At 40.0% G+C, this 13,226-nt stretch carries 11 protein-coding genes and 1 pseudogene; all 12 read left to right on the forward strand.

Features of this window, described 5'->3' with window-relative positions:
• The 12 genes and pseudogenes from PN838_RS17230 to PN838_RS17285 all read left to right on the forward strand — a co-directional run bounded on the left by PN838_RS17230 (position 1) and on the right by PN838_RS17285 (position 13,222).
• On the forward strand, positions 1-1,434 hold the full coding sequence (locus PN838_RS17230; RefSeq protein ID WP_272181440.1) for a DUF2169 family type VI secretion system accessory protein: 1,434 nt from the start codon (positions 1-3) through the stop codon (positions 1,432-1,434).
• 7 nt (positions 1,435-1,441) lie between these two features.
• Positions 1,442-2,776: a pentapeptide repeat-containing protein gene (locus PN838_RS17235; RefSeq protein WP_272181441.1), complete on the forward strand. Its 1,335-nt coding sequence runs from the start codon at positions 1,442-1,444 to the stop codon at positions 2,774-2,776.
• 77 nt (positions 2,777-2,853) lie between these two features.
• Positions 2,854-3,909, forward strand: a complete 1,056-nt coding sequence (locus PN838_RS17240; protein ID WP_215961874.1) for a pentapeptide repeat-containing protein — start codon at positions 2,854-2,856, stop codon at positions 3,907-3,909.
• A gap of 123 nt (positions 3,910-4,032) precedes the next feature.
• Positions 4,033-4,566 (forward strand): annotated as a pseudogene (locus tag PN838_RS17245) (DUF3540 domain-containing protein); the annotation flags it as partial.
• Between the two features lie 14 nt (positions 4,567-4,580).
• Entirely contained in the window at positions 4,581-4,994 is a 414-nt protein-coding gene (locus tag PN838_RS17250; protein WP_215961872.1) for a DUF4150 domain-containing protein, read from the forward strand.
• Between the two features lie 182 nt (positions 4,995-5,176).
• A complete protein-coding gene (locus PN838_RS17255; RefSeq protein ID WP_272182633.1) occupies positions 5,177-6,025 on the forward strand; it encodes a TAXI family TRAP transporter solute-binding subunit in 849 nt (282 codons plus the stop codon).
• A 71-nt stretch (positions 6,026-6,096) separates the two neighbouring features.
• Positions 6,097-6,453 carry a hypothetical protein gene (locus PN838_RS17260; RefSeq protein WP_272181442.1) on the forward strand — a complete coding sequence of 119 codons (357 nt, stop codon included), beginning with the start codon at positions 6,097-6,099 and terminating at the stop codon, positions 6,451-6,453.
• 16 nt (positions 6,454-6,469) lie between these two features.
• Positions 6,470-6,697 carry a hypothetical protein gene (locus PN838_RS17265; RefSeq protein ID WP_272181443.1) on the forward strand — a complete coding sequence of 76 codons (228 nt, stop codon included), beginning with the start codon at positions 6,470-6,472 and terminating at the stop codon, positions 6,695-6,697.
• 51 nt (positions 6,698-6,748) lie between these two features.
• On the forward strand, positions 6,749-7,399 hold the full coding sequence (locus PN838_RS17270) for a tetratricopeptide repeat protein (protein ID WP_272181444.1): 651 nt from the start codon (positions 6,749-6,751) through the stop codon (positions 7,397-7,399).
• A complete protein-coding gene (locus PN838_RS17275) occupies positions 7,393-7,599 on the forward strand; it encodes a hypothetical protein (protein WP_272181445.1) in 207 nt (68 codons plus the stop codon). Before PN838_RS17270 ends, PN838_RS17275 begins: the two co-directional genes overlap by 7 nt.
• Positions 7,574-7,897, forward strand: coding sequence for a hypothetical protein (locus PN838_RS17280; protein ID WP_272181446.1), 324 nt, complete (start codon positions 7,574-7,576; stop codon positions 7,895-7,897). The genes PN838_RS17275 and PN838_RS17280 overlap by 26 nt, the downstream gene beginning before the upstream one ends.
• A gap of 63 nt (positions 7,898-7,960) precedes the next feature.
• Complete coding sequence (locus PN838_RS17285; protein ID WP_272181447.1) at positions 7,961-13,222, forward strand: Ig-like domain-containing protein; 5,262 nt, start codon at positions 7,961-7,963, stop codon at positions 13,220-13,222.
• The last annotated feature ends 4 nt before the right edge of the window (positions 13,223-13,226 follow it).

Below are 13,226 nucleotides of genomic sequence, written 5' to 3' on the forward strand. Positions count from 1 at the left end.
ATGGAAATTCAAAAGCCGCTTCAACTTGGTGTTTTGTATAAATCTTTTTCCTATTTGGAAAAAAACTTGTTTACGGTCTCTATTCCCATTGGTTTCTCTCTTACTAATGGTGAAATATTACTTGAACAAAAGTTGTGGGAAGTAATTGGTGAGCAGTTAGATGGGGAAATCTTTGATGCCGCGATGCCAAAAGAGGTTGGTGAAGTTTTAGTAGCGGGGAGTTTTATTCCACCGAATAATCAAAAAGTTGAAGCAGGCTCTGTTAAGCTGACGGTCAAAAGCAAAACAAAGCAAGGAACCTATCAAACCTCCGTTGAAAAAGAGCTGGCAATATTTGGCGACCGGCATTGGTATAAATTATTAGGTGCGGGCATTACTCCGAGCTCGCCAGAGCTATTTACAGAAATGCCAATTACGTACCAAAAAGCCTTTGGTGGTGAAGGGTTTAAGCCAAACCCTGGCGGGAAAGGCGCGATAGAAGTGACAACCGATTTTGGCGAGCGTCAGTTTTTACCTAATATTGAATATAAGAGTAATCTAATTACCTCGCCGGGCTCAAAACCGCAACCTGCCAGTTTTGGCCGTATAGATATCATGAACACTCCGCGCGTAGAAAAGGCAGGAACGTTTGACCAAAAATACATTGAAACCCGCATGCCGGGATTACCGGACGACGTAAACTGGCTCTATTTTAATGATGCGGCGGAAGACCAGTGGCTCGACGGATTTTTTAATGGCGATGAGCAGTTTTCGATTACTAATATGCATGCCAAACACCAAGAGTTGTCGGGTACTTTACCACCCATTTATGGACGTGCTTTTGTTAATCAGCAGGTGCCAGTTGTTGACAATAGTGGCAATGCCACTGGAAAGATGGAAATTCAGTTTAAAGAAATCCCAACCAAACTTGATACTTTATACTTGTTTCCTAACTCCGATTTAGGTGTGATGATATACAGGGGGACGATTGCAGCGTATTCAGATATTGGTTCGGATATAAAAGCCTTGTTACTGGCCTGTGAAAACCGCAAAGATACGCCTAGAACATTAGCCCATTATCAAGATCAATTAACAAAGCGCCTAGACCTCAAACATGGTTATAAATATGCTTTGTTTTCCGCTCCATTAATTGCCAAAGGCATGAAGTGTGGCTTTCAGCAGATTCAAGAAGACTTTGATTTTCCATTAGAGTTACTAGCAAAAGATAATTTGGAATCATTTGGCGAGCGCAGTCTATTAGACGCATCGAATAAAATAGAGGACGCTAAACTCAAAGTAATTGAGCAGTGCAAAGTTGCGGGTGTCGATCCGACTCCGTATTTAGAAAAAATCAATAATCCTGAAAAAGCCGATGAGCAAATTCAAATCGAAGCAATGTTAGAGCGGATGATGCCAAGGCATTCTTACAGAGCCAGACAACATAGATATTTTTAATATAGATTTGACTGTATTAGATGAAATTAAAGCTTATCAAGAACAAATGGTTGAAAATGCAAGGCAGCAAACAAGAGAACATATAGAGAAAGAACTCGAGCTTATAAAACAGAGCAGTGATGCAGAGGCACTTGCACCAGCGATATCTGAAATCGAACAAATAATGACTGAAATGGATATGCCTCCAATGTGGCCTAGACTTGATATGTCGCCACAACTTTCTGAATTACGGCAACAACTTTCGGAAGCAGAGTTACAAATTTCTGAATTACGCGGAGCAGGCATCCCAGAGTCTGAAATACCCAAAATTGATTTTGATGCAGATAAACTCGAACAGCAAATCATTGAGGCCGGGATTAAACATAAAGAAACCTATTTAATGGGCGCACACCTTATGGGAGAAATGCGCTCACCTCATCCAGAAAAAGAACAAAATCTGAAACAGCAGTTTCTTCAACAGTTTAAAAGTGGCGAATCGTTAGTAAGTGGTGACTATGCTTGTATAGACATATCTGGAGAGGACTTGACCGGGATTGACCTGTCAGATTGTTATTTAGAAGGTGTAAATTTCGCCAATTGCAATTTGACCAATGCTAAATTAAGTAAAGCTATTTTGGCTAGCGCAAATCTAGAGAATGCCATTTTACGGAATGCCGATTGCCAAGGGGCCAATATCGGTGCCGCTAACCTAACCGATGCAGACTTCACGGATGCTAATTTGGCGGGTTGCCAATTAGGCGGTTCGAATTTCACTAGAGCAAAGTTAATTAACTGTCCAATGGCTGAAGGTAATTTTTTAGATACCACATTTGAACAAACCATATTTAATGGCTCGGAATTGAAAAAGTGCAACTTTGTTAATCCGGTATTTAGAAATTGTGAGTTTATTGAAACGGATCTTGCTGAAGCGAACTTTGTCGAAGGCCAATTTGTTGATTGTGATTTTACTAAAGCTATTTTAGATGGTGTTAACTTTGTAAAAGCAATCTCAAACAATAATAATTTCCAACAAGCGCAGATGATAAATGTTCGATTTGTTGGTGGCTGTGAACTTAATGGCAGTGACTTTACCGGAATCGATGGCAGTCGAGCTTGTTTTAGAGAGAATCAATTGGTTGATGCCAAATTTGACCAAGCGAAGCTAGACGAAGCCGACTTTTCTGGATCGCAGCTCGATAATGCGAGTTTTCAGGGAGCAAAAGCGTATCGAACCCAGTTTATGCAGAGCCAATGTAAAGGGGCAAGTTTTAAAGCGACCAATTTAATGGAGGGCTCAATGTACAAGGCTTATTTAGTTAGTGCCGATTTCTCTAAAGCCAATTTGTACAGTGTTAACTTTTAGACAGCACCCTAGGAAACAACACATACTCAGGCGCAAATCTTGACCAGACTATTCTGAAAGAATGGAGGCCATAAACTGTGTTGAAACAGGAACTAATTGATGCAGTAAAAGGTGGCAAGCCTATTGTTGACGGTGTTGATTTGTCCGATGGTGATTATCAAGGCGTGGACTTAGGGGGCGGCAGTTTTGAGTCGGTAAACTTCTCAAGGGCAAATTTATCCGGAGCTAAGTTAAAAGAGTGTAACTTTATTAACTGTACTTTTAGCAATGCAAAGCTTGATGGCGCAAACCTCATACTAGCCAACTTTATAGAAGCAGAGGCAAATGGAATGTCGCTGGTGGGCTGTGATTTAAGGTTAGCTAATTTTGTCGACTCAAAATTAGCGGAGAGTGATTTTTCCAATACTAATTTGGAGAATACGAATTTTGTCAACCCGGTTTTAGCTGGCGCTAAATTTTTAGGTTGCAAAATAAATCAAAGTTCGTTTATTAATGCTGATCTTTCAAAAACGAGTTGGGCAGGCTCAACGGCGTTTCGTGTTAATTTTCTTGAGCCCTTAGTTGAAGCTATTAATTTAGATGAAGTTCAATGGGAATTGCCGTTTTTCATGAAAGCGAATTTCGCAGGTTTTGATTTTACAAAAGTAGGATTTATTAAACCACAATTTCAGCAATGCGATTTATCAGATACAAACTTTAGCAATAAAGATTTATCGCAAGCCGGTTTTATGCAAGCAAAATTGACGAGTGCCAATTTCAGCGGCGCGATATTGGCTCAGGCTAACTTGGTCGAAGCAGACTTGTCATTTGCTAATTTTGAAAATGCAAATATGCCACAGGCTTTGCTAAAAGAAGCCATATTAACTAAGGTTAACTTTACTAAAATCAAAGCTGAGCAGGCACTGTTTGAAAAAGCAGATTGCACAGGATCTGTATTTAGTGGAGCAGATTTAACATATGTTGAATTTAGCCATGCTATTCTCGACGAGGCGGATATGTCGAATACTAGTTTGTATCGTACTAATTTGCATGAAATACAAGAGCAGAAAACCAATTGGAAAGGTGCGAGCCGCAAGTTAGCTTTAGAAACTGACGAAACAAAATTAAAAGCGGAACAATGGGCTGCAAAATAAGAGAATGTTATGAATATACCGTTATCGAGTGATTTAAAAGCTAAAATAGGATTTACTGAACACGCTGTCATACAGGGGGTTTAATCGTGAATATATGGTTTTATCAGATAGGGGGCGTATCGCGCTCAACTCGCATTCAGTTGTTTTGTTCAACCCGAAACCGGAGATAAAGTTTTAATTAACGTTGATGGTAAGCAAAGCCATATTATTGCGGTAATCGAAAGGCCAGATAACCAAGATGCCAAACTGAGTTTTCCTGCAAGCCTGAAAGTCGAAACAAAACAAGGCGATTTAACATTTTCGAGCCACCGAGATATAAAACTTACCGCGACAAGACAACATAGCATAGTGTCAGAAGATTTAAACATTACGGCAAATAGCACTCAAGTATATAGTACTGAAATGCAAGTTTCGGGAAAAAATTTAAAGGCACAATGGACTTCAATTCAAACATTATCAGAGCTAATTACCTCGGTAGCTGATAAATTGATTAAAACGGTTAAAAATAGCTTTTCAAACGTTGAAGGTGTTGAACAGAAAAACAGTAAAAATTACGTGCAAAATGTGTCATCTACCACCACAATTCGTTCGCAACATGCAGTCATTACTGCCGAGAAAGATATGAAAATTGATGGTGAACGGATCCATATGGGATAAAGGACAACAATCGAATGGTTTTCGCGACAACACAGATGCCGGCAATGAATATGGCTTTTCCAGACGTGTGTTTAACGCCCATACCTTCACCGGTCGGGCCAATTCCAACACCGTTGCCTTATCCTAATATTGCGGTGACAGCGATGGGTATTCCATCGCAGGTAAAAGTATTAACTTTGGCTATGCCAAATCATAATATGTTAACTATTACTCCAATGAGTAATGGTGATAACGCTGGACTAATGATGAATCCGTTATCTGGCATGGTTATGGGGCCACAAAGGCAATTGCTAGGTAGTGTGAAAACTTTTATTGGTGGTTTACCTTCCAATAAAATGCTCGGTTTGTCAGGTCAAAATGGCATGATGCCGGGCTCTTTTGGTGCGACGTTAAGCCCTTCGCAAGTTAAAGTAATGATTTTGGCTTAATTTAGAATAAGAATGTTTATAAAAAGATAATATTGGTAAATCAAATTATTAAAATGATGGTGGCCTTAAAGCAATATTATCGTTTTAGAATAAAATCAGTATCTTAAATAGGTACTTACATAACTCAAAGGGAATAGTTTATGAACTTATATAACGTTAGGCCTTTTATTAGCTGGTCATTAATGATCGTCGCTATAATTGGGGTCATTTATGTAGGGTATTATAAAAGCAATTCCAGCACCGTGATTCGGGTCGCGTCTGGTGAAAGGACGAGCTATTTATTTCAAATTGGCAAAGAATTGAAACAAGCAATTGAAACACGTTCTGATTATAAAGTGGAATTGGTTGAGAGTGGTTCTTCAGGTATCAACCGAGGAGCTTTGCAGTCAGGAAAAGCCGATGTAGCTTTAATTTCTCAAAGTGCTACGGATATGACAAACTTAGCGGTCATCGCACCAATTGAAAAACATTTGTTGCACATTGTTGTTCATGTCGATTCCGGCATTCGTTCCATTTATGGCTTGTCAGGCAAGCGAATTTCTTTAGGCGGATTAAAAAGTGATCACAGAAAAGCCGCTTATAAACTATTAGAACATTATCAAATTGAAGAGTCCTCGCTATTAAATACTGAAGTGTCGCACCTTGATTTACTCGAAGGCCGTAACTTAGATGGTGCAATCATTAGCACCAGTGTTAACGATACCTATATGAAGAAGTTAATGAGCAGCGGTAATTTCAGCCTTATATCTATTGATGCGGCCGAGGGATTTGTTGAACGTAACAATCTTTACCAAAATGCTAATTTTGCTATGGGGGTTTATCCTTCTTCTTTTGGTCCAATGCCAGATAAATGGTTACCAACCGTTTCAGAGAATGTATGGCTGGTGAGTCGACTCGATTTGTCATCAGATATAGTGAACATGCTGATTGATGTTATGGAGACAAAAAATTTCACATTAAAATTCCCTTTATTATCTAAATGGTTAAAAGAGAGCGAGGGAAATCTGACCAACTGTTGCTACATGATGTAACGAAAAGACGTTTTAATCCGTATGGCAGTTTCAAAACGGCGTTATTTGACTCACTACTGTTACTTTGGAATATGAAGTGGTTTTTATTATTTGCCATTATCATTATTTGGAATGTTCGTTCACGTTGGATAGGCATTAATGAAACGTATGAAAAAGACAAGCAAGCTGCTCGATTACAACGAATTCAAGCATTGTTAGAAGATGTGAATGCACAGGAGCAAGAGCAAGCTGACACCAAAGATTATCGATTATTGACTCAACATTTAGCTGAAATTCGTAGGATAAAAGGTGAGGGGATTGCCGTTGCTAAAGAACAAGAAATGAGTGATAGCGCTGCATTTTTGTCTTTTTTACAACAATGCGATCACGTCAGTCGGGATATCCAGTGGAAGTTGTCGCTAGGTATTAACAGCAAAGATTTCAACTAAAATAAGTCATTAAACTATGTCGTTAAAGAAAAGTATAATTTTAGCTTCGATATTGGCTATTCATGGTTGTTCACTAAATAGCGTGCCACTATTGGATTTAGGCTCGGACAAGAAAAAATCTGATTCAGAGCAGCCAAAATTTGGCAAAGCGGATGGGAAAGGTGGTTCATTCACAAAAGTGATGCCAGACTTTAAATCTCTTGCTCCTTTGTATGACCTAGGATTTGAAGGCGACTTTGACTAAGGGCTCATTGCTTATAATGATAAAAATTATAGAAGAGCTCTTGTTGAATGGTTGCCATTAGCGAAAGAAGAAGATCCTCGAGCTGAATATTATATTGGCTTGATGTTTATGAATGGCTTAGGTGTTGAAGAAAACTATGAACAGGGCATACTTTGGTTAAAGTTGGCTGCGAATAGAGACTACGTAGATGCGCAATTTGAATTGGGCAGAGCTTATGTATCAGGTGTCAAAATTGAACAAAATCTTGATCAGGGCATCCGTTGGTTGCTATCAGCTGCGAAAAAGGGTCATGCAGGAGCCCAATTTAGTTATGGACTATTAAATCAACAAGACAAAGTGCCATTATCATCTGACTTGATGGCGCTCTATAAGCAAAGTCGTTCAAAAACTTTTAATTTTACTCAAGCTGCAAAATGGTACACCTTAGCGGCTGAGCAGAATCATGCGGCAGCACAAAGTAACCTAGCATCCCTTTACAGGGTTGGCATTGGTGTTCAGCAGAATAATGAAGAAGCTTTTAAGTGGTATACAAATTCTGCTAATCAAGGTGTTATTGACGCTCAGTATAACCTAGGCTTGATGTATGAGCAGGGTATTGCGACACCTATGGACACTCAACGTGCGTTATTTTGGCACACCAAAGCGGCTGAACAAGGTTACTTACCCTCACAGCAACGATTACCATTTTTACAAAAATGTTAGAGACGTTAAAAACATCTCTGGTGTTGTATGGTGGGACATTGGCTTCAACAACGCGAAAAAACTTAAGGCAAAGGCTCAAGAGTAATTTTGCTAACCCACTTAGAGAACAAGATAATTATTGGTTTGATATATACGAATCGTCTAAGTTGCTAAAAAGTACAGATAGGTTGTTTGTTGGTTATAGCTTGCAAACCGACTAAGGTAGCATCATTAGAATATCGATTCCCATCCCACAATGCGCCAAACTATGTGCTACAAATTATAGAGTTAATTAATGATAAATATGGATTACCTTTTGAATCGAAAGGTGACCTAAATTTTGGTGAAGTTAAATATAGCTGGAAAGCAAAAGATACGATTATTACGGTGACTCGATATTGGCCAGACACCACAGTTTATTTGTCTTATAAGATAGGTGATGCTTATCGCCAGATGGTATCGGAAATGCCTGAAAACGCGAAAGAAATAGAATACAACATTAAGTTTGAAACTTATTAGTAAAACAATTTAAAGGGACTTTGTCATGCTGTCGCAAGATGAGTGTAAATTAAAAGAATGAAGATGAATTTGTTTAAATTACTAACCAATTGTTCTCGTTACTTGCTATACGGTTTTGTTTTGCTGTTGGCGGCCTGTGATGTCACAGAAGAACCGTTAAATTCAAATTATGAAATTCGCTTAGAGCCTTTACAGGTGAGAGTAGGAGACGAATCTAGCATTAGAAAAGGCGATAAATTCGCACTTGCAATTTACAATCAGGATACGGGGCTAAAGGATTTTAGCGCGGCATTGTCGAGCGATAATCAAAGCTTTCAAGCGGACGAGTATACTTGGACGTTGAGTGATCCAAGCGTTGCTTCATTAGAGTCTGAACAAGGGTACGAAAATGTAATCACCATATTAAAGCCCGTTACTTTTACAATTGACGCAATAAATAGTCAAAATAAAACGTCGATTACCATAGAGTCGATAGATCCGTTATTACAACAAGTCGATATTGAAGCCAATAACGAGCAAATTATTCTGGGTAACGGCATAGAATTGACGTTATTTGGTACATTTAGTGACGATTCTCAAAGCCAGTTACTAGAAGGTATTGGTTGGTCCGTAGATGATGAATCGGTGGCTCAAATTGACGCGACCGGCAAAATATCATCTCTATCTAAAGGTCAGGTTGTTGTTTCAGCTAAGATTAATAATGGCATTGGTGAGCAGTTACTAGCAACAAAAACGATTGAAGTTACGCCAGCTGCTATTGTTTCTTTGGAAATAACGGGCACAGCATCGACGCCTTTAGGTCGTCAGATAGTGATGCAAGCGACAGCAACATTTACTGACAATACAAAAATTGACAGGTCCTCATTGGTTCAGTGGGAACATAATAGTCCAGCGATTGGTACATTTGATGAGTTTGGTAATTTCCAAACAACACAAGTTGGTACCACGGCAATTACCGCATCGATTGATAACGGTTACGGGAGTTCAATCACGGCAGCGAGTTTTTCACTGAATGTTGAAGAGAAAGTCGTGGATGGTTTAACAATAAAACCCATTAATGACACCTTAAAAACTGAACCATTGACAATCGCAATTGATAAAACCGAATTTTTTGTCGTCGAAGCTTTATATTCAAATTTGGATGTCGCTGATATCACCACAGATGAAACGTTAGTCTTTTCATCATCGCAATCCGATATCGCCACTGCGAGTTACGACCAAGAAAGTGAAAAGTTTCAGGTCGACACCTTTGAAGTAGGTACTGTCGACCTAACCGTTGTGAAGATGAATCGCAGCGAGACTCAAATAACAGGCACACTGCCACTCGTTGTTAATAAACCATTGTTATTGTCAATTGACGTTGAACCAGTAATAGAGCGTTATGCTTTAGGTTTAATCTCTACTTGGCGGGCTATGGGGAATTTTCAAAATAATATTCGAGAGGATATTACCGAGTTAGTTACTCGGAACTCATCTAGTGAAACCATTGCGAGTTTTAATTCGTCCAACCCAAATGAACTAATTGCTAGCAGTGTTGGGGACACTCTAATAACAGCGTCATTAGTCAATGATATTGGTGAAAATATTATAAGTACGGGGTTTGCTGTGTCAACAACCTCGGCACTATTGACTCAGATAACCATTGAAGCCACAGACGAGAATGTTTGGCAAAATGAGTTACTTTCGATTCCTAAAGGTGTCCGCACGCCGGTCAGAGTTGTAGGATTATACACCGATGGCACCCAACGTGATGAAACCAATGTCGTTTGGACATCGTCAAATAACAGCTTGGTCAGTATCGTCGCGGTAGATGGTTTTTTCATCGAAGCTAATTCGACAGCCAACGCACTTGGTACATTAACCGTTTCTGCCACGGTGGAAGGTGATGCTGGTATCGTCTCTGATGAAATCAATGTTAATGTTGTACCTGCTAAACTTGATTCATTCAGTATAGTACTGCCCGAAGAAAAAGGCTTATGGCAAGGTTATACACAATCTATTCAAGCAATTGGTAATTTTTCTGATGGGGTTGCACGTAATATAAGTGACTATGTCAGTTGGTCGATTGCGCCTGAGTTTGAAAGTTTTATCGGGTTTAACTCTGCATTAGCTAATACGTTAGATCTTATACTGCAAGGTGACGCCACATTAAATGCGACATTTATCGATGTTAACTACAACAATGTTGAAACAAACCAAAATATTGCATTTTCAATTTCGCCTCCACTCTTAGAAACTATCGAGATCGAAAGTTATTACGATTCTAATAAAGACGGTATCGGAGATGAGCTAATTAGCCAATTGGCGAAAGGTCAAAGTGGTGTTTTCAAGGCGATTGGTCACTATAGTGATGGGTCTACTCAGGATATTTCTAGTAAGGTAACGTGGGATACGTCCGATGGTAATGTGTTAAGTATTGTTGAAGCTGGAAGCGGCGCAGGCAGAGTCTTTGCTGCGAACTCGAGTGAAGCGGACGTTGTCGTAACGGCGTCGATCACTAACGCTGATAATATTGTGATATCACAACCTCTTAACTTCCCGGTAACCATTGCGGTTTTAGAAAGTATTAACTTGGTTCCGGCGGCATTAAGTTATGGCGTTAATGTACCAAGTGGTGAAAGTGTCCAAATTGATATTTGGGGTATTTATTCCGATGGTGGCTATAAACAAATAGAAGATGTTAGTGCGGCGCAATGGCAAAGTAGTAATATTGAAGTCGCGGAAGTAAACCCAACCACCGGCTTTGTTGAAATATTGCTAGGAGAAGGGTCAGTGGTAACCATTTCAGCGACAGAAGTTATATCTGGAAAAGGTCACTCAGCAACGATTTTGTTGAATCGAATTGAAACCGTATTTACGTCTATAAGAATTGAGCCAAATACCAGTGATACCCCTTGGATAGTGTCTTTAGGATCACAGTTCCAGTTTAAAGCATTTGCCGTATATGCCGACACGACTGAAAAAGAAATAACTAAAGAAGTGACGACCAATTGGAGCATTCCAAATACTGATGAGCACGAGGTTGCTATTATTAACAATAGTGACTTAAAAGGGTTAGTTACTGGGCTAACGCAAGGAGATGACATAGTAACATTGACCGTATCATCGTCAAATCGATATGGTGATCAGATTTTCTCTAGCGCTGAAATTATAGTAGGTGCGCCAATACTCGAACTAATTGAAGTTGCTCCAACTAATACTAAAATGGTTGCTGGCGATACTATTACATTTGAGGCTACTGGTTATACATCGGATGATAGATTTTTAGAACTAACAGATACCGTGACTTGGTCTTCTTCGAATACCGCGATTGCTGATTTTAACCAAACCAATGCTAGCGATTTATATGCGAAGTTTGCCGGTGAAATAGAAGTTTTTGCTAAGTACACGCCGCCGGGGCAAGAAGAAATTTCTACCACAACACGAGTAAGCATCTCTGCAGCAACTCTACGTTCAATTGAAATAACACCGACGTTTGAGCGCTTTACGGTTAGTCCGCAACCAGAAGCATTATTTTTAAAAGGAGTCCCTGATCTGCTTATAGCGACAGGTATTTACTCGAATGAAAGCCGCTCTGGTCTTAACGGTGAAGTAAGTTGGTCGTCTTCAAATCCATCAGTTGCGACGGTTGATGTAGTTGGTATTTTAACGCCTATTGAAGAAGGTGAAACAGTCATCACTGCTGAACTTGTGATTGATGAACTTGGCGAATCAAAAACAATTTATGTCGACTATCCAATTGTCGTTGGTGGTCCGTTATTAGAATATCTTGAATTATCACCATTATCCCCAACCACTATCATCAATTTGCCACTGCAATTTACCGCGATGGGGTTTTATTCTGACGGCAGTAGTACAGACTTAACCGAAGAAGTTACATGGCAAGTTGGTCGACCGGGTGATGATGTTGCTTTATTAATTGGTAGCATGACTTCTGGAACGGAACTAGGTGGTCGTTTTGTTGCGAATAAAAATGGTTTTGGGCCGATAAGTGCTCGGATAAATAATTTCGACGGTGTTGAAATAAGTAAACAAACATTTATCACCGTTAGTGCCCTGACTGAAATTAACATTACCAATGTGCGAGAAACCGTCTATGCCGGTCAAACAGAAGAGTTTACAGCGATTGGTAAAGCAGAAAACGGTAAATCCATAGTTTTCACTGAAGGTTTAAATTGGCATGTGTCTGGTGCTGGTGGCGTTTTAGTTGAGAGTGATGAGAATACGTCGGTTGCCCAAGTGAAAACGGCAAGCGCTGGCCTATTGTCGGTATCTGTAGATTGGACACTTGACGACAACAACCCAATTAGTGGTGATATTGATATCTCGGTAACTTCACCATTATTAACTGAAATTTCTATTGAAGTCGATCAAGCTGCGGTACCCGATGGGCGAACTGCACAGCTAAGTGCCACAGGTACTTATTCAGATAACTCGACTCTAGATCTAACGGATCAAGTTGCTTGGACAACCTCAAATAGCAGTTTGGCCGATCCGGCAAGCGACGGTACGATTTCAACATTTGATTTAGGTGAAGTAAAGATTGCCGCGAGTATCACTAATGCTGAAAGTGAATTGTTAAGCAGTAATGTCCTCGATTTCACAATTGGAGATGCAGTACTCGATACCCTTAGCTTAAATTATCCAGATAGTGAGATTGCACGTGGCTCAGTGATAAAAATGGTGCCAACGGGCACTATGACTGATGGCACCACTGATTTACCGACAACAGTGACATGGCAATCTTCTGATACGTCAGTTGCGACGGTTGATAATGGCGGCGCGGTATTAGTTTTAAGCACGGCGAATATTGGTAGTTTTGTGACAATTAGCGCTAAAGCGAAAGAGTCTTTCAATTCTAGTGTCGATGTAACAGCAACGTCAGTGATAACCGTTGGTAATCCTGTTTTAGCTTCGTTGGCGATCAACTCAATTGGTGGTTCGGTCGCCCGTGGGACTTCAAGTACCTTGACCACGGTTGGATTATTAACGGATGACACATTAGGGTTACCGACGCCTTTGACTTGGACAAGTTCAAACCCAGCGGTTATGTCGATTGACGCTACAACAGGGGTGGTTACTGTTCCAGATTCAGCACAAATCGGTGACGTAGCAACCATATCTGTTTCAGCTCCGTCATTTATTGGCTCATCAAATATTATTAGTAACTCGACCGTATTATCGGTGAGCGCACCAATTGTGGAAAACTTGTCGATAACAAATGGTGACATAGGTGTTGCAAGAGGAACCGCAATAACAATGGTGCCGGCAAGTGTCATGTCTGACAGCAGCTCTGCACCAATATTATCCTTAGTCGACGAGTAACGCT

This window comes from Psychrosphaera algicola (genome assembly GCF_028401425.1).
Lineage (GTDB): Bacteria > Pseudomonadota > Gammaproteobacteria > Enterobacterales > Alteromonadaceae > Psychrosphaera > Psychrosphaera algicola.

Coding starts and splice junctions, on each gene's coding strand:
- PN838_RS17230 (WP_272181440.1), top strand. CDS start 1: ATGGAAATTCAAAAGCCGCTTCAACTTGGTGTTTTGTATAAATCTTTT.
- PN838_RS17250 (WP_215961872.1), top strand. CDS start 4,581: ATGGTTTTCGCGACAACACAGATGCCGGCAATGAATATGGCTTTTCCA.
- PN838_RS17255 (WP_272182633.1), top strand. CDS start 5,177: ATGATCGTCGCTATAATTGGGGTCATTTATGTAGGGTATTATAAAAGC.
- PN838_RS17260 (WP_272181442.1), top strand. CDS start 6,097: ATGAAGTGGTTTTTATTATTTGCCATTATCATTATTTGGAATGTTCGT.
- PN838_RS17265 (WP_272181443.1), top strand. CDS start 6,470: ATGTCGTTAAAGAAAAGTATAATTTTAGCTTCGATATTGGCTATTCAT.
- PN838_RS17275 (WP_272181445.1), top strand. CDS start 7,393: ATGTTAGAGACGTTAAAAACATCTCTGGTGTTGTATGGTGGGACATTG.
- PN838_RS17285 (WP_272181447.1), top strand. CDS start 7,961: ATGAATTTGTTTAAATTACTAACCAATTGTTCTCGTTACTTGCTATAC.